General features: G+C 58.8%; 28 protein-coding genes. 11 read left to right on the top strand and 17 right to left on the bottom strand.

Features of this window, described 5'->3' with window-relative positions; translation table 11 throughout:
* Window positions 1–15 precede the first annotated feature (15 nt).
* Window positions 16–1,392 (top strand): multicopper oxidase family protein, encoded by a 1,377-nt coding sequence (locus tag GOX21_RS12205; protein ID WP_170377515.1) that lies wholly within the window; start codon window positions 16–18, stop codon window positions 1,390–1,392.
* Between the two features lie 62 nt (window positions 1,393–1,454).
* On the opposite strand, the gene rnc is transcribed toward GOX21_RS12205, so the two are convergent.
* The 9 genes from rnc to folK all read right to left on the bottom strand — a co-directional run bounded on the left by rnc (window position 1,455) and on the right by folK (window position 9,083).
* Window positions 1,455–2,135, bottom strand: coding sequence for a ribonuclease III (rnc, locus tag GOX21_RS12200; protein ID WP_170360034.1), 681 nt, complete (start codon window positions 2,133–2,135; stop codon window positions 1,455–1,457).
* Window positions 2,132–2,968: a signal peptidase I gene (lepB, locus tag GOX21_RS12195; protein ID WP_170350371.1), complete on the bottom strand. Its 837-nt coding sequence runs from the start codon at window positions 2,966–2,968 to the stop codon at window positions 2,132–2,134. Before lepB ends, rnc begins: the two co-directional genes overlap by 4 nt.
* 57 nt (window positions 2,969–3,025) lie before the next feature.
* Window positions 3,026–3,445, bottom strand: a complete 420-nt coding sequence (acpS, locus tag GOX21_RS12190; protein WP_170350370.1) for a holo-ACP synthase — start codon at window positions 3,443–3,445, stop codon at window positions 3,026–3,028.
* A gap of 1 nt (window position 3,446) precedes the next feature.
* Window positions 3,447–4,424: an NADPH:quinone reductase gene (locus GOX21_RS12185; RefSeq protein WP_170377513.1), complete on the bottom strand. Its 978-nt coding sequence runs from the start codon at window positions 4,422–4,424 to the stop codon at window positions 3,447–3,449.
* A gap of 39 nt (window positions 4,425–4,463) precedes the next feature.
* Window positions 4,464–5,210, bottom strand: coding sequence for a pyridoxine 5'-phosphate synthase (locus GOX21_RS12180; protein ID WP_170377511.1), 747 nt, complete (start codon window positions 5,208–5,210; stop codon window positions 4,464–4,466).
* On the bottom strand, window positions 5,203–5,901 hold the full coding sequence (locus tag GOX21_RS12175) for a DUF2062 domain-containing protein (protein WP_170360028.1): 699 nt from the start codon (window positions 5,899–5,901) through the stop codon (window positions 5,203–5,205). Before GOX21_RS12175 ends, GOX21_RS12180 begins: the two co-directional genes overlap by 8 nt.
* Window positions 5,902–5,917: 16 nt before the next feature.
* Complete coding sequence (locus GOX21_RS12170) at window positions 5,918–8,050, bottom strand: RelA/SpoT family protein (protein WP_170360026.1); 2,133 nt, start codon at window positions 8,048–8,050, stop codon at window positions 5,918–5,920.
* Between the two features lie 26 nt (window positions 8,051–8,076).
* Window positions 8,077–8,430 (bottom strand): DNA-directed RNA polymerase subunit omega, encoded by a 354-nt coding sequence (rpoZ, locus tag GOX21_RS12165; protein ID WP_170350365.1) that lies wholly within the window; start codon window positions 8,428–8,430, stop codon window positions 8,077–8,079.
* Between the two features lie 95 nt (window positions 8,431–8,525).
* Window positions 8,526–9,083, bottom strand: a complete 558-nt coding sequence (gene folK / locus GOX21_RS12160; protein WP_174818872.1) for a 2-amino-4-hydroxy-6-hydroxymethyldihydropteridine diphosphokinase — start codon at window positions 9,081–9,083, stop codon at window positions 8,526–8,528.
* 152 nt (window positions 9,084–9,235) lie between these two features.
* Here folK and GOX21_RS12155 point away from each other — a divergent pair, with 152 nt between their 5' ends.
* The 6 genes from GOX21_RS12155 (at window position 9,236) to GOX21_RS12130 (ending at window position 13,064) form a co-directional block, all read left to right on the top strand.
* Window positions 9,236–9,811 carry a LabA-like NYN domain-containing protein gene (locus GOX21_RS12155; protein WP_058283597.1) on the top strand — a complete coding sequence of 192 codons (576 nt, stop codon included), beginning with the start codon at window positions 9,236–9,238 and terminating at the stop codon, window positions 9,809–9,811.
* Between the two features lie 192 nt (window positions 9,812–10,003).
* Entirely contained in the window at window positions 10,004–10,954 is a 951-nt protein-coding gene (gene ispH, locus GOX21_RS12150) for a 4-hydroxy-3-methylbut-2-enyl diphosphate reductase (protein ID WP_170350364.1), read from the top strand.
* Entirely contained in the window at window positions 10,951–11,403 is a 453-nt protein-coding gene (locus tag GOX21_RS12145; protein WP_170350363.1) for a DUF3429 domain-containing protein, read from the top strand. The genes ispH and GOX21_RS12145 overlap by 4 nt, the downstream gene beginning before the upstream one ends.
* Window positions 11,400–11,984: a class I SAM-dependent DNA methyltransferase gene (locus GOX21_RS12140; protein WP_170360022.1), complete on the top strand. Its 585-nt coding sequence runs from the start codon at window positions 11,400–11,402 to the stop codon at window positions 11,982–11,984. Before GOX21_RS12145 ends, GOX21_RS12140 begins: the two co-directional genes overlap by 4 nt.
* Window positions 11,977–12,444, top strand: coding sequence for a ribonuclease HI (rnhA, locus tag GOX21_RS12135; protein WP_170360020.1), 468 nt, complete (start codon window positions 11,977–11,979; stop codon window positions 12,442–12,444). Before GOX21_RS12140 ends, rnhA begins: the two co-directional genes overlap by 8 nt.
* A complete protein-coding gene (locus GOX21_RS12130; protein WP_170377509.1) occupies window positions 12,441–13,064 on the top strand; it encodes a trimeric intracellular cation channel family protein in 624 nt (207 codons plus the stop codon). The genes rnhA and GOX21_RS12130 overlap by 4 nt, the downstream gene beginning before the upstream one ends.
* Here GOX21_RS12130 and speB read toward each other — a convergent pair.
* The 6 genes from speB to def (GOX21_RS12100) all read right to left on the bottom strand — a co-directional run bounded on the left by speB (window position 13,061) and on the right by def (GOX21_RS12100) (window position 16,352).
* Window positions 13,061–13,882 carry an agmatinase gene (gene speB / locus GOX21_RS12125; RefSeq protein WP_170377507.1) on the bottom strand — a complete coding sequence of 274 codons (822 nt, stop codon included), beginning with the start codon at window positions 13,880–13,882 and terminating at the stop codon, window positions 13,061–13,063. The genes GOX21_RS12130 and speB overlap by 4 nt on opposite strands.
* A 63-nt stretch (window positions 13,883–13,945) precedes the next feature.
* Window positions 13,946–14,182 (bottom strand): GlsB/YeaQ/YmgE family stress response membrane protein, encoded by a 237-nt coding sequence (locus tag GOX21_RS12120; protein ID WP_170377505.1) that lies wholly within the window; start codon window positions 14,180–14,182, stop codon window positions 13,946–13,948.
* A gap of 1 nt (window position 14,183) precedes the next feature.
* Window positions 14,184–14,420 (bottom strand): hypothetical protein, encoded by a 237-nt coding sequence (locus GOX21_RS12115; RefSeq protein ID WP_170377503.1) that lies wholly within the window; start codon window positions 14,418–14,420, stop codon window positions 14,184–14,186.
* A 5-nt stretch (window positions 14,421–14,425) separates the two neighbouring features.
* A complete protein-coding gene (gene fmt, locus GOX21_RS12110) occupies window positions 14,426–15,340 on the bottom strand; it encodes a methionyl-tRNA formyltransferase (RefSeq protein WP_170377501.1) in 915 nt (304 codons plus the stop codon).
* Between the two features lie 2 nt (window positions 15,341–15,342).
* Entirely contained in the window at window positions 15,343–15,837 is a 495-nt protein-coding gene (gene def, locus GOX21_RS12105) for a peptide deformylase (RefSeq protein ID WP_170377499.1), read from the bottom strand.
* Entirely contained in the window at window positions 15,834–16,352 is a 519-nt protein-coding gene (gene def, locus GOX21_RS12100; RefSeq protein WP_170377497.1) for a peptide deformylase, read from the bottom strand. Before def (GOX21_RS12100) ends, def (GOX21_RS12105) begins: the two co-directional genes overlap by 4 nt.
* 94 nt (window positions 16,353–16,446) lie before the next feature.
* On the opposite strand from def (GOX21_RS12100), the gene GOX21_RS12095 reads away from it, so the two are divergent.
* The gene (locus GOX21_RS12095; RefSeq protein ID WP_170377495.1) at window positions 16,447–17,619 is read left to right on the top strand and encodes a MalY/PatB family protein; all 1,173 of its coding nucleotides are present in this window, start codon (window positions 16,447–16,449) and stop codon (window positions 17,617–17,619) included.
* A 148-nt stretch (window positions 17,620–17,767) separates the two neighbouring features.
* Here the strand turns inward: GOX21_RS12095 and GOX21_RS12090 are convergent, their stop codons facing one another.
* Window positions 17,768–18,121: a hypothetical protein gene (locus tag GOX21_RS12090; protein ID WP_170350352.1), complete on the bottom strand. Its 354-nt coding sequence runs from the start codon at window positions 18,119–18,121 to the stop codon at window positions 17,768–17,770.
* Between the two features lie 213 nt (window positions 18,122–18,334).
* On the opposite strand from GOX21_RS12090, the gene GOX21_RS12085 reads away from it, so the two are divergent.
* The gene (locus tag GOX21_RS12085) at window positions 18,335–19,324 is read left to right on the top strand and encodes a glutathione S-transferase family protein (RefSeq protein WP_170377493.1); all 990 of its coding nucleotides are present in this window, start codon (window positions 18,335–18,337) and stop codon (window positions 19,322–19,324) included.
* On the opposite strand, the gene GOX21_RS12080 is transcribed toward GOX21_RS12085, so the two are convergent.
* Window positions 19,306–19,668, bottom strand: coding sequence for a response regulator transcription factor (locus GOX21_RS12080; protein ID WP_170350350.1), 363 nt, complete (start codon window positions 19,666–19,668; stop codon window positions 19,306–19,308). The genes GOX21_RS12085 and GOX21_RS12080 overlap by 19 nt on opposite strands.
* A gap of 184 nt (window positions 19,669–19,852) precedes the next feature.
* On the opposite strand from GOX21_RS12080, the gene GOX21_RS12075 reads away from it, so the two are divergent.
* Window positions 19,853–20,818 (top strand): threonine-phosphate decarboxylase, encoded by a 966-nt coding sequence (locus tag GOX21_RS12075; RefSeq protein ID WP_170377491.1) that lies wholly within the window; start codon window positions 19,853–19,855, stop codon window positions 20,816–20,818.
* Window positions 20,815–21,735, top strand: coding sequence for an adenosylcobinamide-phosphate synthase CbiB (gene cbiB / locus GOX21_RS12070; protein WP_170377489.1), 921 nt, complete (start codon window positions 20,815–20,817; stop codon window positions 21,733–21,735). Before GOX21_RS12075 ends, cbiB begins: the two co-directional genes overlap by 4 nt.
* Window positions 21,736–21,745: the final 10 nt, after the last annotated feature.

Raw genomic sequence — 21,745 nt, 5'->3', positions numbered from 1 at the left:
TTTCATGAGGCTGATATGAACCGTCGCGAGTTTCTTTTGGGCAGTGGTGCCACCGCCGGGGCGTTAGGACTGGGATGCATTGGTTTAGCGGCAGGTGCGCAAGAGCTGGTCGTCCAACCCGCCAGCTTTGCCCTACGCGATCAGGTCACCACCGGTATGGTCAGCCTGTCGCCCGACGCGCCGCCTCCGGTTTTACATGGCAAACAGGGTGAGGTGATGCGCCTGCCGGTGCGCAACACCCTGCCTGATTATACGGCGATGCATTGGCACGGGTTGCGTATTCCGAATGACATGGACGGGGTGCCTTATCTGACCCAAATGCCGATTGGACCGGGTGAGGTGTTTGACTATGAATTCACACCTCCGGATGCGGGCACTTATTGGTATCACCCTCATTGCATGACGATGGAACAGATGGCCCATGGCCTGACCGGAGTGCTGGTGATCGCCGAGGCCGCAGATCCCGGTTTTGACAGCGAGCAGGTGATCAACCTGCGTGATTTCCGCCTGAATGATGACGGGTCGTTCCTGCCTGCCTTCACCGCGCGCGGGGCCGCAAGGGCGGGAACCTTTGGTAATGTGCAAACGGCGAACTGGCTGGATGGGCCGGTTTATGATCACGCCGCAGGCAGCCTTGTACGTTTGCGCGTGGTAAACACGGACACAACCCGCATCTACAAGGTGCATCTGAGCGGTGCCGAGGCCCGAATTATCGCATGGGACGGTCATCCGGTCGAAGTTGACTTTCCATTGCCCAGTGCCGATGACCCCTTGCTGATTGGACCCGGACAGCGTGTGGATTTTGCTTTGAAAATGCCACTAGGCGAGGGTCAGACTGTCGATCTGATGGCCAAGTTTCCTGGACAGCCGAATCGCTCTATGACCCGTTTGCGTGCAGTGGGTGCGCCCGTCTCGCGCGAACTGCGCGAGCTGCGCCCCCTACCCGTGAACCCCACAACAAAACCGGATCTGGCGAATGCCGAATTGCACGAATTTGTCTTTGGCTGGACACCCGAAGGAGGCGAGCCGACCAATGGGTTTTGTGGCTCTCTTGGGTATAACTTCTGGTCGATCAACCGAACGCCTTGGCCGGGGGATGCGGCGAAAGGGGTTGGTCCGTTGGCCACGCTGCAACGAGGTAAAAGTTATGTTGTGCGATTGCGTAACGAGTCACCGAATCTGCATCCGATCCACCTGCATGGGTTGGCTTTTGTACCGATAAAATCGAACCTTCGCCCGTTACCACCATTGCTGACCGACACGATGTTGCTGTTGAAAGATGAGGTGGTCGAGATCGCGTTGGTCGCCGACAACCCGGGCGACTGGGCGTTTCATTGCCACGTGATCGAACATCAAAAAACCGGGCTAACCGGATATATTCGGGTGGATTGAGGTTCAGTTTGACCACACCAATACGGGCGAAAGGGGGCTTGCCCCCTGCCCAAGACCACAATCTACTTAGGTAGGTTTTCCAACAGCGATTTGGCTGCGGCCTGTTCTGCCTGACGTTTTGAACCTGCGGTTGCCTGAGCCTCGGTGCCGTCTTGCAGTCGAGCGGCAATCGTGAAGACGGGGGCGTGATCCGGGCCGCTGCGCTTGATCTCGACATAAGACGGCGGCTTTTGGCCCCGCGCCTGCGCCCATTCCTGCAACGAGGTTTTGGCGTCCCGCGCATCAGCTTCGACCGTGTGGATACGATCGCCCCAAAGCGCCAGAATTACATCCCGCGCCGCTTCGAACCCGGCATCGCGATAGATCCCGGCAATGACCGCCTCCATCGCGTCGCCCAGCAGGGCCTGTTTACGGCGGCCGCCAGACATCATTTCCGACCGGCCCAGTTTCAACACCGCGCCCAGGTCGATCTGACGGGCCACGTCAGCGCACGCCTCCTTGCGGACCAGCGCATTGAAGCGGGGGGCAAGTTGGCCTTCGGATGCCTTCTTGTCGGCCTCAAGCAGAGCCGTCGCCATGACCAGGCCCAGAACGCGATCGCCCAGAAACTCCAGCCGTTGATTGTCGGGTCGGGTCGCCGAAGAGACCGATCCATGAGTCAACGCGCGTACCAGCAGTTCGGGGTCTGCGAACTCATACCCCAATCGCTGCTCAAACGCTTTTATCTCGGCGGAAAGCTTCAATTGATCGCCTTGAAGAAGCGGTCACCACGCCAGGTCCAGAAGAACAGCATCGACCGACCCGCGGACGAGAACATGATCCGATCAGCACGACCAATCAGGTTTTCATAAGGAACATACCCCACGCCCCCGGCGGATTGTGGCAAGCGGCTGTCGCTGGAATTGTCGCGGTTGTCACCCATGAAGAAATAGTGGCCTTCGGGCACAGTATAAATGCCGGTATTGTCCGAACCCTGATCGGTGATGTTCAGCACGTCGTAAGAGACCCCGTTGGGCAAGGTTTCGATCAGACGGCTCTTTTCGCAGACACCGCCAATGCCGACAGGCCCGTTCTCGCAGCGCGGGCGCAGGCCTTGCGGGCCTTGAGGTTCGGCGGTTTCGGTAAAGACGCCGTCGGGTTGTTGCGGCACTGGTGTACCGTTCAAGATGATCTGCCCCTCACGGACCTGAACGCGATCCCCCGGCAGGCCGATCAGCCGCTTGATATAGTCGCGCCCGGTGACGGGATGACGGAAAACGATGACGTCGCCGCGCTCGGGCTCACCACCCCAAATGCGCGTGTTGTCACCTTTCATCCAACCGCAAATATCTTCCGCATCGACGTTCAAGCCGACGCTGGGAATAATCAGGCTTGGGCACGAGGCATAAGAATAGCCATAGGCCATTTTATTGACGAACAGGAAGTCCCCGATCAGCAACGTCTGTTTCATCGAGCCGGAAGGAATCCAGAACGGCTGAAAGAACAGGGTACGGAAAACGCCCGCGATCAATAGGGCATAGACGATGGTTTTGATCGTCTCCCACACGGGATTTCCGGTTTTGACGTCCTCGGCCATACTGCTCTCCGGTCCTTTGGTTGTTGGGGTGCTACATGCGGGGCCGACGGGGGCAAGTCAAGGCTGCGTGGCGTTATCTTGAAGTGGTCGGGCCTCGATCACCACGAAGGCCTGTGCCCAAGGGTGGTCGTCTGTCAGAGTGACATGGATGATGGCTTCATGGCCCTCGGGCGTCATCTCTTTCAGACGTTCGGCAGCCCAACCGGTGACATGCATGACGGGTTGGCCTGTACGCAGGTTAGTGACCGCCATATCCTTCCACGCGATACCCATTCGCAGGCCGGTACCCAGCGCCTTGGAACATGCCTCTTTCGCAGCCCAGCGTTTGGCATAGGTCCCAGCCGTATCGGCGCGGCGCTCGGCCTTGGTCTGTTCAGTATCGGTGAAAACACGATTGCGGAACCGGTCGCCAAACCGGTCGAGCGTACCCTGAATGCGTTCGATATTTGCGAGGTCTGTGCCAATGCCAAGGATCACATCAGACCTCCAGAACCACGGTGCCCAGTTTGTCACCGGCTTCAACCATCTGGTGGGCTGCCGCTGCGTTGGCTAAATGCCCGCCTGGTACTACTGCATGGTTCAATGCCCCCTGCTTCAACCATTCACTCAGTTGAGCTTCGCCCCTGCGCCGTGCAACAGCATCCAGTTGATAAACAATCAACATATGCAAGCGGATGTTCTTGAACATGAAACCGTAGAAATCGAGCTCTGGTCGCATTTGCGACACGGAAGAATAACTTGCGATGGTACCACCCGGCCGGATTAGTGCCAGAGACGCATCCTGATTTGCCGCAAAGTCCACTTCGACAATACGATCAACGCCCGCGCCGTCTGTCATATCCAATACAGTCTCAGCCACGTTTTGGGTGCGGTAATTCACAAATTCCTTTGCACCAGAGTGCGTTGCTTTTTCCTGCGAACTGACCGTGGTGATAACCCGAGCCCCGCCAAGAGCGGCCATTTGGCAGGCGTAACGCCCCACAGTACCCGCCCCGCCGGTCACCAGGATAGTTTTGTCAGCGATCGGCCCGTCAGCATACAAGGCGTACCATGCGGTCATTGCCGGAATCCCAAAACACGCACCTTCGGCGAAACTGGTAGTGTCAGGAAGAGTAACGGCCTGCTCTGACGGTAAAGCGATATACTCAGCAGCGGTTCCGAACGCGCGTTGCCACTGGCCATTCCAGATCCAGACCCTTTCACCAACCCGGGACGGATCGACACCTGAGCCAACGGACACAATTACTCCGGCACCATCCGAATGTGGAATGACAAGCGGGTGCTGCATGACCGCCCCGGGCCGCGCACCACCACGCAACTTAACATCCGACGGATTGATTCCGGTGGCTTTGATCTGAACCACAACTTCACCTGGCCCAGCCACCGGATCGGGCATATTAATCAGTTCAAGTACGTCCTCTGCTGGACCAAAGTTACGATATGAAATTGCTTTCATTGCATTACCCCATCTTCCGACAATGGTGATATGAAGCGGTCAGCCCCGCGCGTCATCCATCAGCCGACGCATCTCGGCAATGGCAGGGGTGAGGCCGCGGAAGATCGACTCGCCGATCAGAAAGTGACCGATGTTCAACTCGCGCACCTCGGGGAACGCGGCGATGGGTTGCACCGTGTCGTAGGTCAGGCCGTGGCCCGCGTGAACCTCCAGTCCCAGCGAGTGGGCATAGGTGGACATCTCGCGCAGTGATTCCATTTCGCGCGTGGCGTCGTCCATGCGGCCCTCGGCGTGGGCATCGCAATAGGCGCCGGTGTGCAGTTCGATCACTTCTGCGCCGATGCGGTGGGCAGCTTCGATCTGGCGCTGGTCGGCTGCAATAAAGATCGACACGCGACACCCCGCCTTGCGCAAAGGGGCGATGTAATGGGCCAGCCTGTTTTCCTCGCGCGCAACCTCAAGCCCGCCTTCGGTGGTCCGCTCTTCGCGTTTTTCGGGAACGATGCAAACCGCGTGCGGTTTGTGGCGCAGGGCGATCTGTTGCATCTCCGGCGTTGCGGCCATTTCAAAGTTTAGCGGCACCGACAGAACCTCCATCAGCCCATCGATATCAGCGTCCGAGATATGGCGGCGGTCTTCGCGTAGGTGAGCAGTGATGCCGTCGGCACCGGCCTCTTCGGCCAGCTTGGCCGCGCGCAAAGGGTCAGGATAAGCTCCGCCACGTGCGTTACGCACGGTGGCCACGTGGTCGATATTCACGCCCAGACGCAGGTGTTTGTCAGACATCGCTTGATTCCTTTCCCGAATTCCGGCCCGAGCCTAGAGGGTTTGCCACCGGAACGGCAGCCTTGGTTTCGGCCAAACGCTTGATTTCATCGAATTTCGCCTTGATCCGGGCGCGGCGGCGCTGCTGATAGGTGCGTACCACCGGCAGGCTGAGATAATAGCAGATATACCCGGCAATCAGCCCAGGAAAGATGCCGCCGATCAGATAAGGAAAGAACACCTCATCATAAAACACACTTAGCCCGCGCCAATCGGCATCGCGGCCCGTGAACATCGCCATGAAGTTGTTCTTCAGGTCACTCAACGCCTTGAAGAAGCTGTCCATCAAGCCGTGGGTTTCTTCCTCTTCAAAGTCGTCACCCAAAAGGAAATGGCCCGTTTGCAGGCAGACGACCCCGATGGGCACATAAGTCAGAGGGTTGCCAAAGAAGGTACCGCTGAGCGATGCCAGCAAATTGCCATTGAAAATCCGGCTAAGCAGGGCCGCGATAAAGAAGTGGAACCCATAAAACGGCGTGAACGCCGTGAACACGCCCACCCCGACACCACGCGCGATACGCTCAGGTGAATCGGGCAGCCGCCGGATGCGGTGTTTGACGTAATGAAAGGCACGGGTCCAGCCGCCGCGCGGATAGATGAATTCCGAAGCGATCTGAATGGGCGAGCGTCGGTCTCGGCGCTTGAAAACCACTCCTGATCACCCCTTCTCAGCCTGCCGCAACTGCGGTTTTTTCCCGATTCCGATGCCGCTCGACCGCGGCAACGTCGCTTTCAGCCTCAAGCATCAACATCAGCGAATGCAACTGTTCAAGGTCACGCAGTTCGACAGAGATCAAAAGACGGTAAAAATCCGGTTTGCGGTCAACGAATTCCAGGTTCGAAATATTGGCCTTTTTCTCACCGATCAACGTACAGATACGCCCCAACACCCCAGCGTCATTGCCGATGGTCAGGTCCAGCGTCACCCCATAAACTGCCGGGTGTGTGCCCGAATGCCAGTGCAAGTCGACCCATCGATCCGGTTCGCTTTCATAGTCGGACAAGCGGTCGCAATCGATGGCATGAACCACCACGCCCTTGCCGCGAAAAGTGATGCCGACGATGCGTTCGCCCGGCAACGGCTGACAACAGGGCGCGCGGTCGAATTTCTGCCCAGGCTCCAGACCAATCACAGCACGACGAGGGGAAATGGCGTCGCCATCGTCTTGGGTCAGCTCTGGGTAAACGGCGCTGACCACATCATGTGCTGTTAGCTCAGCGCTGCCGAGGCGGGCCAGCAGCTCGTGCCGGTCTTTCAGACGCAGGTGCTTGGCTGCGGTGTCCAGCGCCTTGTCGGTGGCCTTGCGCCCGACATGATCAAACCCTGAACGTGCGAGTTCTTTGCCCAGTTTGATGAACCGTTCACGATCCACCTCGCGCAGGGCGCGACGGATGGCCGTGCGGGCCTTGCCGGTAACTGCGATTTCAAGCCATGTGACCTGTGGGGTTTGCCCATCCGCAGTAATCACGTCCACCGATTGCCCGTTCTTGATCCGGGTCCACAGCGGCACACGGATACCGTCCACCTTGGCCCCGACGCACGCATGGCCGATCCTTGTGTGGATGGCATAAGCAAAATCAATCGGCGTCGCGCCGCGCGGCAGTTTCACCACATCACCCTTGGGCGTGAAGCAGAACACCTGGTCCGAATACATCTCAAGCTTGACGGCTTCGAGGAAATCTTCGTGATCATCCTCGCTGTCGAACTGTTCGGTCAGATTGGCAATCCACTTGGCGGGATCGACTGCAAACGGGTTTTCCGACCGCACACCATCGCGATACGACCAGTGCGCTGCAACACCGGTTTCGGCCACGTCATGCATCTGACGGGTGCGAATCTGAACCTCGACCCGTTTGCCATCACGCCCTGACACCGTCGTGTGAATCGAGCGATATCCGTTCGATTTCGGCTGGCTGATGTAATCCTTGAACCTTCCCGGCACCGCGCGCCAGCGCTGGTGGATAGCGCCAAGGGTACGGTAACAGTCTTCTTCGGTCTGGGTGATGATGCGGAAGCCATAGATGTCGGACAGGCGTGAAAACCCCTGATCCTTTTCCTGCATCTTGCGCCAGATCGAATAAGGTTTTTTGGCACGGCCAAACACTTCTGCCTCGATCCCGGCCTTTTCAAGCTCGTGCCGCATATCGCCGGTGATGCGGTGGATCACATCGCCAGTTTCCCGTTGCAGAGTAATAAAGCGGCGGATGATAGATTGGCGGCCTTCGGGGTTCAGCACTCGGAAGGCGAGGTCTTCCAGTTCCTCGCGCATCCACTGCATACCCATCCGTCCCGCAAGTGGCGCGTAGATATCCATCGTCTCGCGCGCCTTGACCACCTGCTTTTCCGGACGCATCGCTTTGATGGTGCGCATGTTGTGCAAACGGTCGGCAAGCTTGACCAGAATAACCCGCAGGTCCTTGGACATGGCCATGAACAGTTTGCGGAAATTCTCGGCCTGTTTGGTCTCACGGCTGGACAGCTGCAGATTGGTCAGCTTGGTGACGCCATCGACCAGCTTGGCGACCTCATCCCCGAACAGCTCGGACACTTTGCCATAGCTGGCCTTGGTATCCTCGATCGTGTCGTGCAGCAGCGCTGTGATAATTGTCGCATCGTCCAGACGCTGTTCGGTCAGGATGGCGGCAACGGCAACGGGATGGGTGAAATAGGGTTCGCCGGAATGGCGGAACTGACCGTCATGCATCTGCATCCCGAACTCATAAGCCCGGGCGATGCGGTCGGCATTGGTTTTGGGATTATAGTTGCGGACCAGCGCAATCAGGTCTTCAGCAGAAATCATCCGGTCCGCACCTTCGTGTTTGGGGGTTACCCCTGGCCTTGAGCCTCCATCAGAGCGCGCAGCAGCTTCTCTTCCGACATGTCATCCTCGACCGGTTTGTCCGATTCCGCCCCCATCAGCAGAGCCATCTGATCTTCTTCTGGCTCATCCACCTCGATCTGGGTCTGGTTGGCTTCGATCAGACGCTCGCGCAGCTCGTCGGCACCTTGGGTTTCGTCCGCGATCTCGCGCAGCGACACAACAGGGTTCTTGTCGTTGTCACGGTCGACGGTGATCGATGCACCGGCGGAAATCTCGCGCGCACGATGGGCGGCAAGCATCACCAGTTCAAACCGGTTTGGAACCTTGTCTACGCAATCTTCAACCGTCACGCGGGCCATGGGGCGCTCTCCGTTACTGAATCCATGTCAGGAAGACGTTTATCTAAGGGCGAATCCCCGCCTTGACAAGCAGGAAATGGTGTCAATTGCACCTTTCACAGAGGGGTTACAGCCTCGACATCCTCGGTAGGCAGACTTGCGACCATCTCGGTGACGGTCCGACCAAGCACCGGGTGCCGCCAATCAGGGGCTATATCCGCCATCGGAACCAACACGAATGCCCGGTCCTGCAGGCGCGGATGTGGCAAGATCAATTGCTCGGGCGCCTGCTGTTTCTGCGCCTCGGGCGGCAGGTTAAGCCAATGGTCGTATTCAGCACGATCCGGCAGTATAAGATCGTCATAAGAGACCAGATCCAGATCCAATGTCCGCATGCCCCACCGTTGCACCCGCTCGCGGCCAAATTCGTGTTCGACCTCATGCAGTAATTGCAGAACCTCGGCCGGGGTCTTTTCAGTCTCGATCAATGCTGCGGCATTGACGTAATCCGGCCCAGCTCCGGCAGGGAAACAAGGGGTCTCGAAAAGGCGGCTGACGGCGCGAATCACCACCCCCTGACGCAAAATCGCGTCAATAGCCCTTTGGAGTGTCAGCTTGGGCCCAGATGATCTCAAATTGAGATTCGCACCCAGTGCAATCACTGATTCTGACAAAGATTTGCTCCTACTACTCGCTATATTCGGTGAATTGCATGGTTGCGATACATGATAAAAGCCCTAATTATAGGCATATCAGCGCGCCGCCTATTTTCTAGCTCACTCACCTAATCATCCGGCGTTCTGGTTAGTACCGGAAGGATCTATTTATGTTTTATAAAGACGAACGGCTAGCGCTGTTCATCGACGGCTCGAATCTTTATGCGGCCGCAAAAGCACTGGGGTTTGACATCGACTATAAATTGCTGCGCCAGGAGTTCATGCGCCGCGGCAAGATGCTTCGTGCTTTCTACTACACAGCGCTATTGGAAAATGACGAGTATTCGCCGATCCGTCCCTTGGTTGACTGGCTGCATTATAACGGCTTCACGATGGTGACCAAACCGGCAAAAGAATACACCGACAGCATGGGGCGTCGGAAAGTCAAAGGGAACATGGACATCGAACTGACCGTTGATGCCATGGAACTTGCACCGCGCGTTGATCATATCGTGCTGTTTTCGGGCGATGGGGATTTCCGCCCGCTGATTGCCAGCCTTCAGCGCCAGGGCGTGCGTGTTTCGGTTGTTTCGACCATCCGCAGCCAGCCGCCGATGATTTCGGACGAGCTGCGTCGCCAGGCCGACAATTTCATCGAACTGGAAGACTTGCGCGATGTGATCGGGCGGCCTCCGCGGGAAATGCCGATGGAGCCGCGCAGCGTTGCGGCTGCAGGCGGGCAATAAACCCCGGCCACCTATCAAACCGGGGAAAGTAATCAGCGCGGTCAGTGTCTCAATCCTGACCGCGCCATTTTTAACAATGAACAGGTGCTGAAACATCTATTGGCTAGCACCGATTCATGTCAGGGAAATGACAAGCTCCTGTCTGGACCAAGGCCGGGAAAAGACTTACCTGTGGCCTAAGGAGACCGTGACATGACTAAGCCACCCCTGACTCTTTACCTTGCTGCCCCGCGCGGATTCTGCGCCGGCGTCGACCGCGCCATCAAGATCGTCGAGATGGCGCTGCAGAAATGGGGCGCGCCGGTCTATGTGCGCCACGAGATCGTGCATAACAAATTCGTCGTCGACGGATTGCGCGCGCAGGGTGCCGTGTTCGTCGAAGAACTGGACGAATGCCCCGACGACCGTCCGGTAATCTTCTCAGCCCACGGTGTGCCAAAATCCGTCCCCGCGACCGCGGCACAGCGCGAGATGATCTATGTCGACGCAACCTGCCCGCTGGTGTCCAAGGTCCATGTCGAGGCCCAGCGCCACGCCGAGTCCGGGTTGCAAATGATCATGATCGGTCACAAAGGCCATCCCGAAACCGTCGGCACCATGGGTCAGCTGCCCGAGGGTGAGGTTCTGCTGGTAGAAACCGTCGAGGATGTGGCCACCGTACAGGTGCGCGATCCGGGTAAACTGGCTTTTGTCACCCAGACCACCCTGTCGGTGGATGACACCAAGGACATCATCGCCGCGCTAGAACAACGGTTTCCGGCCATCGTTGGACCGCACAAGGAAGACATCTGCTACGCCACCACCAACCGGCAAGAGGCCGTCAAGGCCGTAGCCCCGAAATCGGATGCCTTGCTGGTTGTCGGCGCGCCGAATTCCTCGAATTCGCGCCGCCTGGTTGAGGTCGCCTCGCGCGCGGGCTGCAATTACGCGCAGCTGGTGCAACGCGCGACCGAGATCGACTGGCGCGCGCTCGAAGGTATCTCGTCGGTTGCGATCACCGCCGGGGCGTCGGCTCCCGAAGTGCTGGTCAACGAAGTGATCGACGCCTTCCGCGCCCACTATGACGTGACCGTCGAGCTGGTCGAAACCGCTACGGAAAACGTCGAGTTCAAAGTGCCCCGCGTGCTGAGAGAACCTGCATGAGGGGCATACCAACGGCCCCGCTTTTTCTTGGACTGGCGGGGCTGATCCCGTTTATCTGGGGCGCGCTGACTTATCTGAACGATGATCTGCATAGTTGGGGTACGCAGATGTTTGGCTCGCGTTTCGTCGGGCCCTATGTACAGCTGTTCTATGGCTCGGTGATCCTGAGCTTTATGTCCGGCGTTTTGTGGGGATTCGCCACCAAAACCTCGGGCGGCAAGGCGGCGACATGTTATGCCCTGTCGGTTCTACCCGCGCTATGGGCGTTCTTTAAAACCGGGGGCGGTCCTGTCAGCACCGGCACCAATCTGATGTACGGTTTTGCCGGGTTGTTGGTATTGGATGCCATCTTTGCCTATTGGCGGCTGACCCCAACCTGGTGGCTGCGGTTGCGAGTCATGTTGACCGCCGTCGTGTTGGTCTGCCTCGCCGTAGGAGTATACCTGTGACCGACGATAAAACGATCAACGCCTATACGACACGGGTGGCGGAGTACCTGCAAATCCCCCTGCCCCCGGAACAGATCGAGGCCCGCCTGGCCTTTACCGAGGCCGTTGGCAGTGGCCACATTCTGGATCTGGGTTCGGGCCCGGGATCAGACAGTGCCTTTTTCATGCGCGAGGGTCTGACCGTCCGCGCACTGGACGCAACCCCTGCCTTCGTCGAACACGCGAGGGAAAATGGTGTCGACGCGCATCTGGGCACGTTTGACGATGTGACCGAGGTGGACGCCTATGACGGCATCTATGCCAGCTTTTCCCTGCTGCACGCCCCCCGCGCAGATTTCTCGCGCCACCTGGCGGCCATTCACCGGGCACTGAAGCCCGAGGGCATCTTTTTTCTCGGACTGAAGCTGGGCACAGGCGAACACCGCGACGATCTGGATCGCTACTACACCTATTTCTCACAGACCGAGATCGAGGCTGCGCTGGAACAAACCGGGTTCACCATCGACCGGATCACCACCGGTATGGGAACGGGTCTGGCCGGGTCTTATGACGGGTTCATTCTGGTGCTGGCCCATGCCTGAATTGTTTGCCTATACCGACGGAGCCTGTTCCGGCAATCCCGGACCCGGCGGCTGGGGCGTGTTACTGCGCGCAATGGATGGCGACAAAGTCCTGAAAGAGCGCGAGTTGAAGGGCGGAGAGGCCGAAACCACCAACAACCGCATGGAACTGCTAGCCGCGATCAATGCGCTAGAGGCGCTGGAACGCGCTTCGAAAATCACCGTCATAACCGACAGTGCCTATGTAAAGAATGGCGTGACGGGGTGGATTTTCGGATGGAAGCGGAACGGCTGGAAGACCTCGAACAAAAAACCGGTCAAGAATGTCGATCTGTGGCAGCGGTTGGATGAGGCCCAGACCCGGCATGATGTGACCTGGGAATGGGTCAAGGGTCACGCGGGCCATCCCGAAAATGAAAAAGCCGATGAGCTGGCCCGCGCAGGCATGGCACCGTTCAAGCCCCAAAAGGCTAAATCGTGAACGGTCTGGCCCTGCTGGACTATGCCTCGGTTCTTGTCTTTGCCCTGACCGGTGCCTTGGTGGCCAGCCGAGCGCAGCTGGATTTGGTGGGCTTTGCCTTCATCGCCTGCCTGACGGCAGTAGGCGGTGGCACTGTGCGCGACGTTCTTTTGAACCGGCATCCGGTATTCTGGATTGGGCAACCCGACTATATCCTGATCGCCGTAGCCGCAGCGGTGCTGGTGTTTTTCACCGCTCACCTCGTTGAAAGCCGTTATAACTGGCTGATCTGGCTGGACAGTTTTGCCCTGTCTATTGCGGTCGCGGCTGGAACAGGTGCGGCGCTGTCGTTGGGGCAGTCCGGCACCATTGTGGTTTTGATGGGTGTCTGCACCGGATGCTTGGGCGGGCTGATGCGCGATGTGGTTTGCAACGAAGTACCGCTGGTTTTGAAACAGGGCGAGCTTTACGTCTCATGCGCTTTCGCGGGTGCTGTGACCGCCGTGATCGCACACCGTCTTGAGGTCGACGAGCTTGTGACGCTGGCGACCTGCGCGCTGATCTGCTGGGCCTTGCGGGCGGGGTCATTGCTGTTCGGCTGGAGACTGCCCGCTTACAAAAGCCGCCCGCCCCGCCATTAACGCGACAACAACCGCGCGCCAATTTCCTTGACAAATTTTGCCGCCACCATTGCGGTCATTCCGTAGGGATCGCGATGGGGGTTCAACTCGACGATATCCGCACCAACAAGCTGACCTTCGAACCGGTGGATCAGATTGATCACCTCACGCGTACTCAACCCGCCGGGTTCATGATGCGACACACCGGGCGCAAAAGCCGGGTCCAGCGCGTCCAGATCCAGCGACAAATAGACCGGCCCGTCAAAGCATATTTCCAGATCAGGGCGCCAGTTGCGCATGTCGACAACCTCGACCCCGAACTTGTCGGCCTGTTCCTGCTGGTGTTTGTTCATGGTGCGGATGCCCACCTGCACAAGACGATTGATCTGACAGGTTTCCATCACCCGCGCGAACGGGCAACCGTGGCCCAAAGGGCCGATCTGCTGGCTGTCATACAAGTCAGGATGCGAGTCGATATGCAGGATGTTCAGCCCCTCATACCGCTCAGAATGCGCCTTGATCAGCGGATAAGCGACCGAGTGGTCCCCGCCCAGTGACAACAGCCGCGCACCGGTTGCGATGCGGGCGGCAGCGCCCTTTTCGATCCGGTCGATGGGTTCCTGCCCGATCATCTCGAACACCTCCAGGTCGCCGGTATCCTTGAAGCGGTCCGTCGCGCCCAGATCGGTTCCATCCTCGGCTGTCAGATTGGCGGCCCCGGAATGCAACGCTTCGCGGATACGACCCGGTGCAAAGGCAGGTCCTTGCAGAAAAGACGAATGCAAATCCAGCGGCACTCCCATCAGAGCGACGTCACCGGAATTCAGGTTATGTGGCATGAGGCACCTTTCAGGTTGGATATTCCGGCGATCTGGCTGGCATCCCGCCCAAACGTCAAGAGGTTAGCGGCGTAGATAGGTCTGCCAGATCCAGATCACCAACAATGCGCCCAGTACCGCGCCCACAAAGCCCGACAGCCAACCTGCCACTGTAATAAAAAAGCGCAACAGGAACCCACCCACCAGCGCACCCACGATTCCAATCAGCATGGTCGTTGGTATATTTGCCTCGATCCGCATCAACCGGGTGGCCAGAAATCCGGCGGCGGCACCGATGACGATCAGGGCAATGACGGGCACGTTATTTCCTCCAATGGGTTGGCACGATAATCAGCGCACCGATGGACGAAATCACAGCATTCAGGCCGGGCGGGCCAAAGCTGATACCGAACATGATGCGGACAAAATAGAACAGAAACGCCCCACCCACGCAAATGATGATCGAGGGCAGGTATCCGTTATGGGTAAACCCGGTCTTCTCGGCCAGATAGCCCACGATACCGGCAATCACGAAGGTGCCCATCAAGACCATGAACATTTGTCTTACTCCGTGTTCAGGCGGGTTCCGGCTGCGACCGGCCATCCTCGCAGGAAGGTTTCCGTATCCTGTGCCCCTTTTCCTGCTCGCTGCAAGCGCAACAGGTCAATCGCCTCATCACCGCAGGCCACGCGCAGCGCGTCGTTCAGAACCTCTCCGGGCGCGCCCTGTCCCTCGGCCAGTTTCGAGGCCAGTAGCTTGACCCGATCCCCTCCGATCAGAGTCCACGCACCGGGAAAAGGTGACAGGCCGCGTATCTGGCGATCCACCTCAACCGCCGGGCGGGTCCAGTCGACCCGCGCCTCAGCCTTGTCGATCTTCGAGGCATAAGTCACGCCATCCTCGGGTTGAGGCTCGGGCGTCAGTTCGGGAAGACGGGCCAGAGCCTTTACGATCAGATCAGCCCCCATCGGTGCTAGACGATCATGCAGTTGCGCCGTGGTTTCCTGCGGCCCGATATCAGTGGCCTGCCGCAACAGGACGGGGCCGGTGTCCAAACCGGCCTCCATCTGCATGATACAGATGCCGGTTTCCGCATCGCCTGACATAATCGCCCGATGGATCGGAGCCGCCCCGCGCCAGCGTGGCAACAGGCTGGCGTGGATGTTCAGGCAGCCTTGCGCCGGGGCGTCCAAAATGGGTTGAGGCAACAACAGCCCGTAGGCCACCACTACGGCCACATCAGCGTTCAGTGCGGCAAAGGCATCCTGTTCCTCAGGCGACTTTAGTGAAACCGGATGGCGGACAGTCATGCCCAACGCCTCGGCCCGGGCATGTACGGGCGTCGGGCGGTCTTTCTTGCCCCGCCCGGCCGGACGCGGAGGTTGGCAATAGACTGCGGCGATCTCATGCCCGGCCTCAACCAGCGCATCCAGAACAGGGACCGAAAAATCGGGCGTGCCCATGAAAATGACGCGCATTTCTACCCCTGTTTCTTAGCTTTGCGCAGCAGCATGTCTCGTTTGACCTTGCTGAGACGATCAAAATACATCCGACCGTTCAGATGATCGATTTGATGCTGCACGCTGGTGGCCTCGATCCCGACAAAGTCGCGGCGGTCGATCATACCCTGTTCGTTCAGAAACCGGACAGTCACCGCACGCGGGCGTTTCACCTTGGCCGAGACGCCGGGCAGATTCGGACTGGCCTCTTCGTGTTCTCGCAACTCGATAGAGCTGTGCAGAATTTCGGGATTTGCCAGACGTACTGCACGGCCCCGCTCGGTCGATCCGTCAACGACCGCCAAGCGCAGCATCACACCGATCTGCGGGGCGGCAAGGCCAACGCCAGGCATGGCCTCCATCGTGTCGATCATGTCATCCCAGATAGCACGAATTTCGTCGGTTACTTCAGACACATCCTCGGCCTTGGTCCGCAGACGTTTGTCCGGCCAGGGCAGGCAGCTGTGGACGGTCATGCGCGGGCCTGTTCGCGTTTGAGTTTCTGCATCTTACGAGTGATCATCTGACGTTTCAGCGGCTTGAGATAATCAATGAACAGCTTACCGTTCAGATGATCGATCTCGTGCTGCACACAGGTTGCCCAGAGCCCATCGAACGTCTCTTTCTGCAAGTTCCCGTCGCGATCCATCCACGTCACGTCCACCACTTTCGGGCGCGTCACCTCGGCGAACTGCTCAGGGATCGACAGGCACCCTTCTTCATAGACGTTAGTCTCGTCTGACGAAGCGATGACCTCAGGGTTGAACATGATCAGAGGGCGTGGCGTCTCGCCTTCTTCCTTGATGCAGTCCATCACGATCAGCCTGTCCAGCACGCCGATCTGCGGTGCGGCCAGCCCGATGCCGGGCGCATCATACATCGTCTCAAGCATGTCGTCGGCCAGTTTGCGCAGTTCGTCCGACAGGTCGGCCACCGGGGCACAGACCTTTTTCAGACGGGGGTCGGGATGGATCAAAATATTACGCTTCATGGGGTTGATTTAGGCCATCCCGCCCCCCGCCGCAACGCCCCCCTTGCACCTGCGGGAATTGTAGCTAGCTTTCCTGCGGACAGATGGAGCAGACATGACTTTCAACGACCTGATCGACCGCCGGGGCACCAACAGCTCAAAATGGGACAAGATGGAAAAGCTGTACGGTGTCTCGCCACAGGATGGGCTGGCCATGTGGACCGCCGATTCCGATTATGCCACCGCGCCTTGCGTAATCGAGGCTGTCCGGGATGCCGCCGATCACGGGGCCTTTGGCTATACCTGGGAACACCCGCAATATCTGGCCGCTGTACAGTGGTGGATGCAGAACCGTCACGATTGGGCGATTGACACCGATTGGGTGCTGACCTCGCAAGGGTTGGGCAATGCAATTGCCCTGTGCCTGGATGTCTGGACCCAGCCGGAGGATGGTGTTGTCATCTTTACCCCGGTCTATCACGAGTTTGCTCATAAGATTAACACCGCTGGGCGGCGCGTGGTGGAATGCCCGCTGGCGCGGCAAGGCGACAGCTATGGCATTGATCTTGAGGATGCACAGTCACGGCTGGACGGGTCTGAAAAACTGTTGATGTGGTGCTCACCGCAAAACCCGTCGGGTCGGGTCTGGAGCCCCGAGGAGCTGCGGGCCGTCGCCGCCTTTGCCGAGCGCAACGGGTTGATCCTTGTGTCGGATGAAATTCACCAGGATCTGGTCTATCCCGGTCATACCTTCGTGCCGATGGACAAGGCCGCGCCCGAGGCACGCCCCTGGACCGTGACGCTGACTGCGGCGTCAAAGACGTTCAACATCGCAGGGCAGCGGACCGGCAACATGATCATCCCCGATGACAAGCTGCGCGCCACTATGCGGCATCGGCTGAAAACGTTGGACTATGCGCCCAGCGCCTTAGGCGTGGCCATGATCACTGCGGCCTATTCACCGGAAGGCGCGGCCTGGGCGGATACGCAGGTGGCGCATCTGGACGGCAACCGCAAACTATTTGACGCCGCCATCGCCGAAATACCGGGTCTGTGGTCAATGCCCCTGCAGGCCACCTATCTGGCCTGGGTCGATTTCTCGGGCACCGGGATGGATCACGACGAGTTTGTTCGACGTCTGCGCGAGGACGCCCGGATTGCCACCTCCTCCGGCCCCGGATTCGGCGCTGGCGGAGAGACTTTCGAACGGTTCAATCTGGCCACCCAGCGCAGCCGCGTCGAGGAAGCCTGCGCGCGCCTGAAACGCGCGTTTGGCGACCTTCAATAGCGTCGCGCTAGATTGAGCTATTGATCCTGCTTGTCGTACTGGCTGCCGCGGCGTGGATTAGCTGGCACAGATTAGACCTGCGCACGCCCGCGCCGCATTGGTGCCGCAAGCAACCAAACCGATTACATCCTGTTCGAAAAATCCGTCCCTAGTCTTTGTGCCCTAGCAAAGCAATCGGCGCGTCGGGTGCGCGGTAGAAATCCAGCGGGGCCTTGTCGGCCGCGGCCGTACTACGCTTAAAATCATACCGCATCTCACCGGCCTCTTCATCATCGGCGATGATCAGGCATTGATACAAATGGCGCGCACCGTCGTAGATATCGACCAATCCACGCAATTGCGGTGTCGTAGCGGCCTCAACCGTAAAGCCATCTTTCCACAATCTGAGTATTTTGAACGTATTGTCGTCAACTTCGACACGAAGGCGGCTGGTTTTCTTCAACCCCGCGATTCGCGCTGCGTCCAATTCTGCGCTTATTTCCTTTGAAACATAGGTACTCATAACAACTATTCCCCCGGCAATGGATTCCATTGTGACGGCTCAACTGTAAAAATCCAGTGAAGGCCGTCACATAGCGCCATGCGCTGACGATCTGTTGCTGGGAAATCATCGCATGCCCTGTGCGCAGACGCAGAGCCAGTGCGCGACCCTTCACGTGTCAAGGCTGTGTTCAACACCCTATGTTTGTCGAAACGCACAAGCGGAGGATACGCAATGGGCCTGTTGGTCGACGGCAAATGGCACGACACATGGTATGACACCGAATCTACTGGCGGCGCCTTCAAACGCAGCGCCGCGCAGTTTCGCAATTGGCTGACCGCAGATGGCAGCGCAGGGCCGTCCGGCAAGGACGGTTTCAAGGCGGAACCGGATCGCTATCACCTCTATGTCAGCCACGCCTGCCCCTGGGCACACCGCACACTGATCTTTCGCGAACTAAAAGGGCTGAGCGATCTGATTTCCGTCTCGGTGGTGCATCCAGACATGCTGGACAAGGGATGGACCTTTGAAACTGACGACCACGGTGCAACCGGCGACACCCTTTATGGATTCGATTACGCCCATCAAATCTATACCAAAGCTGATCCAGCTTATTCGGGACGTGTCACTGTGCCGATCCTGTGGGACAAGCAACAACAGACCATCGTTTCGAACGAAAGTTCGGAAATCATCCGTATGTTCAATACGGCCTTTGACGGCACTACCGGCAACACCGACAACTACTGGCCCGAAGCGATGCGGGACGAGATCGAAGAGGTCAACGCCCGCATCTATTCCGACATCAACAATGGGGTCTACAAATCCGGTTTTGCCACCACGCAACAGGCCTATGACGCCGCCGTGCATCCCCTGTTCGACACACTGGACTGGCTTGAGGATCGCCTTGCCCGAAACCGGTATCTGATGGGCGATCAGGTGACTGAAGCAGATTGGCGGCTGTTCACCACCCTGATCCGGTTTGATCCGGTCTATCATCTGCATTTCAAATGCAACAAGCGGCGGCTGATCGACTATCCGAACCTGTGGGCCTACACACGCGAGCTATATCAATGGCCCGGTGTCGCACAGACGGTAAATATGAACCATATCGTGCGCCACTATCACTACAGCCACGAAACAATCAATCCGAGCCGGATCATCCCAGTGAACCCATCCTTGGATTATCTGCAGCCCCACGGGCGCGGTCAGCGACCCGCCGCGTAATGTTCGACCATCGCCGCCAGATCCTCTGGCGGCGTTGCGCTTTGCACATAGGCGCAGGCATTCGGGCTGTGGGCAAAGATCGAACCGTCCGAGAAAAAGGTGGTGTTTGTGACAAAGATCACCCGCGCCTCGGGGCGGCGATAGCTGGCAAAATCGGCCACGGCCAGCGCGCTGCCGGTTTCAAGCACCAGATCCAGCACGATGATATCGAACTCCTGACCATATAGCGCCAGAATCGCTGCCTCCTGCCCGGCCACCAGCGTCACTTCGGTGCCGTGCCGTTCAAGATGCCTTTTCCAGACCCGACCAAGGTCGGGGTTACTCTCAACAATCAAAACATTCATTTGCGACAACCTCGGCCCAAAAAAGAGTGAATGGTGCCGACCCCCCGTGAATTGTGATCACGCTTATTCCTTAACAAAGCGTTAACGACGTTGCCGCAAGGCCCGGAACTTGCGGATTCGCTTGTGTAAACGGCAAAAATCCGCTTGAAACGGGCCGAAACAGGCGATTCCAGCGAGAAACCCCATGGCAAGCCCTACCGAGAATTTGAACCCGCGCGCCGCACGCGACCATGGCGGAGGGCTGGACGGGGCCATCGCATCTTATGGCGGCACGCGCACCGATTGGGTGGACCTGTCCACCGGGATAAATCCTCACCCCTATCAGGTGTCTGGACTGATCCCTTCAGACTGGGCTGAGTTGCCGGATCATGGTGCCTTCGAGCGCCTGACTGAGGCCGCCCGCCAGTTCTGGGCAGTGCCCAATGGGGCCGCAATCCTGCCCGCGCCCGGCGCATCGGCGGTGATCTCCCGCATTCCGGCGCTGGCCGCCCGTGGTCGGGTTCAGATCACAACGCCCACTTACAACGAACATGCCGCCGCCTTCGCCGCGCAAGGCTGGACCGTTCAACCCGACGGCCCAACCGACGCCCGTGTCATCGTGCATCCCAACAACCCCGATGGCCGGATTTGGTCCGAGGCGGATGCAAACGCCCCGCTGACCGTGATCGACGAGAGCTTTTGCGATGTCAGCCCCGGTGTTTCACTGATCCATCTGGCCGCGCGCCCCGGTGTGATCGTGCTGAAAAGCTTTGGCAAGTTCTGGGGGCTCGCCGGGCTGCGGCTGGGGTTTGCCATCGGTCATCCTGACCTGATCGCCCGGCTGAACGACCTGACGGGGCCTTGGTCCGTGTCCGGCCCTGCCCTGCGGATCGGAGAGCAGGCTTTGCGGGACGTTGACTGGGCCAGTTCCACCCGTCAACACCTGACCGCCGAGTCTGACCGGCTGGATCGATTACTGATCAATAAAGGAGCCACCCTGGTCGGGGGCACCACGCTGTTTCGCCTCTACACCGTCGAAAACGCAGCCCAATGGCAGGACCGTCTGGCCCTCGCCCATATCTGGAGCCGCGTCTTCCCCTATTCCCAGACCTACTTGCGGGTTGGCCTGCCCCCAGCGGATGGATGGAGCAGGTTAGAGGCCGCACTGTGAGCATCACTTTCATGCTGGTCTGCGCCATGTGTCTGGACGCGGCATTGGGTGAGCCGAACTGGCTCTGGTCGCGCGTTCGCCACCCTGCAGTCGTGATGGGCAACATCATCGGGTGGTTGGACAAGCACCTGAACCACGGCGCGCAGCGGCGGATGAAAGGCGTCGCAGTAGTGATATTGCTGGTCGTTGGCGCATTGATCCTTGGGCGTTTACTGGCACTGCTAGGACCAGTCACTGAGATCATACTCTGTGCCATCCTGCTGGCGCAGAAATCGCTGGTGTCGCATGTGCGCGATGTGGGCGAAGGGCTGCGCGTCTCCTTGGCCGAGGGCCGTGCCAAGGTGGCGATGATCGTGTCCCGCGACACTCGCGACATGACCGAGGCGCAGGTTGCCCGCTCTGCGATCGAAAGCGCGGCTGAGAACCTCAGCGACGGGGTCATCGCACCTGCTTTCTGGTTCCTGCTCGCCGGGTTGCCGGGGTTGCTGATTTACAAGGCTATCAACACCGCCGACAGTATGATCGGCTACCGCACCGAAAAATACCGCGACTTTGGCTGGGCCGCCGCCCGACTGGACGACGTGCTGAACTTGATCCCCGCGCGCCTGACCTGCCTGATGATCGTGGCACTGTCCGGCCAATGGGCACGCGGGCCTGACATGGTGGCGGATGCGCGCCGCCATATCTCTCCCAATGCAGGATGGCCCGAGGCCGCCATGGCGCGCGCCCTGAACGTGGCCCTTGCGGGCCCGCGCAGCTATGACGGCAAGGTCCGCGATCTAGCCTGGGTGAACAGCGATGCTCCGCGCGAAATCGGCGCGTCAGAGGTTTTCCGCGCATGTAACATGCTGTGGACCGTTTGGGGGCTTGCGCTTGGCCTTCTATCGGTGTGGGTTGGGGTCAGCTTTATTCTCTGACGGACCTGCC

This window comes from Ruegeria atlantica, assembly GCF_013032005.1.
Taxonomy (GTDB): Bacteria; Pseudomonadota; Alphaproteobacteria; order Rhodobacterales; family Rhodobacteraceae; genus Ruegeria; species Ruegeria atlantica_A.
This window is presented reverse-complemented; position numbering and strand designations above follow the sequence as displayed.

What these genes read in the sequence shown, in the direction of transcription:
- GOX21_RS12205 (WP_170377515.1), top strand. Translation starts at nt 16, where the DNA reads ATGAACCGTCGCGAGTTTCTTTTGGGCAGTGGTGCCACCGCCGGGGCG.
- lepB (WP_170350371.1), bottom strand. Translation starts at nt 2,968, where the DNA reads ATGGCCGAGGACGTCAAAACCGGAAATCCCGTGTGGGAGACGATCAAA.
- GOX21_RS12185 (WP_170377513.1), bottom strand. Translation starts at nt 4,424, where the DNA reads ATGAAAGCAATTTCATATCGTAACTTTGGTCCAGCAGAGGACGTACTT.
- GOX21_RS12180 (WP_170377511.1), bottom strand. Translation starts at nt 5,210, where the DNA reads ATGTCTGACAAACACCTGCGTCTGGGCGTGAATATCGACCACGTGGCC.
- GOX21_RS12170 (WP_170360026.1), bottom strand. Translation starts at nt 8,050, where the DNA reads ATGATTTCTGCTGAAGACCTGATTGCGCTGGTCCGCAACTATAATCCC.
- rpoZ (WP_170350365.1), bottom strand. Translation starts at nt 8,430, where the DNA reads ATGGCCCGCGTGACGGTTGAAGATTGCGTAGACAAGGTTCCAAACCGG.
- GOX21_RS12155 (WP_058283597.1), top strand. Translation starts at nt 9,236, where the DNA reads ATGTTTTATAAAGACGAACGGCTAGCGCTGTTCATCGACGGCTCGAAT.
- ispH (WP_170350364.1), top strand. Translation starts at nt 10,004, where the DNA reads ATGACTAAGCCACCCCTGACTCTTTACCTTGCTGCCCCGCGCGGATTC.
- GOX21_RS12145 (WP_170350363.1), top strand. Translation starts at nt 10,951, where the DNA reads ATGAGGGGCATACCAACGGCCCCGCTTTTTCTTGGACTGGCGGGGCTG.
- rnhA (WP_170360020.1), top strand. Translation starts at nt 11,977, where the DNA reads ATGCCTGAATTGTTTGCCTATACCGACGGAGCCTGTTCCGGCAATCCC.
- speB (WP_170377507.1), bottom strand. Translation starts at nt 13,882, where the DNA reads ATGCCACATAACCTGAATTCCGGTGACGTCGCTCTGATGGGAGTGCCG.
- GOX21_RS12115 (WP_170377503.1), bottom strand. Translation starts at nt 14,420, where the DNA reads ATGTTCATGGTCTTGATGGGCACCTTCGTGATTGCCGGTATCGTGGGC.
- fmt (WP_170377501.1), bottom strand. Translation starts at nt 15,340, where the DNA reads ATGCGCGTCATTTTCATGGGCACGCCCGATTTTTCGGTCCCTGTTCTG.
- def (WP_170377499.1), bottom strand. Translation starts at nt 15,837, where the DNA reads ATGACCGTCCACAGCTGCCTGCCCTGGCCGGACAAACGTCTGCGGACC.
- def (WP_170377497.1), bottom strand. Translation starts at nt 16,352, where the DNA reads ATGAAGCGTAATATTTTGATCCATCCCGACCCCCGTCTGAAAAAGGTC.
- GOX21_RS12095 (WP_170377495.1), top strand. Translation starts at nt 16,447, where the DNA reads ATGACTTTCAACGACCTGATCGACCGCCGGGGCACCAACAGCTCAAAA.
- GOX21_RS12090 (WP_170350352.1), bottom strand. Translation starts at nt 18,121, where the DNA reads ATGAGTACCTATGTTTCAAAGGAAATAAGCGCAGAATTGGACGCAGCG.
- GOX21_RS12085 (WP_170377493.1), top strand. Translation starts at nt 18,335, where the DNA reads ATGGGCCTGTTGGTCGACGGCAAATGGCACGACACATGGTATGACACC.
- GOX21_RS12080 (WP_170350350.1), bottom strand. Translation starts at nt 19,668, where the DNA reads ATGAATGTTTTGATTGTTGAGAGTAACCCCGACCTTGGTCGGGTCTGG.
- GOX21_RS12075 (WP_170377491.1), top strand. Translation starts at nt 19,853, where the DNA reads ATGGCAAGCCCTACCGAGAATTTGAACCCGCGCGCCGCACGCGACCAT.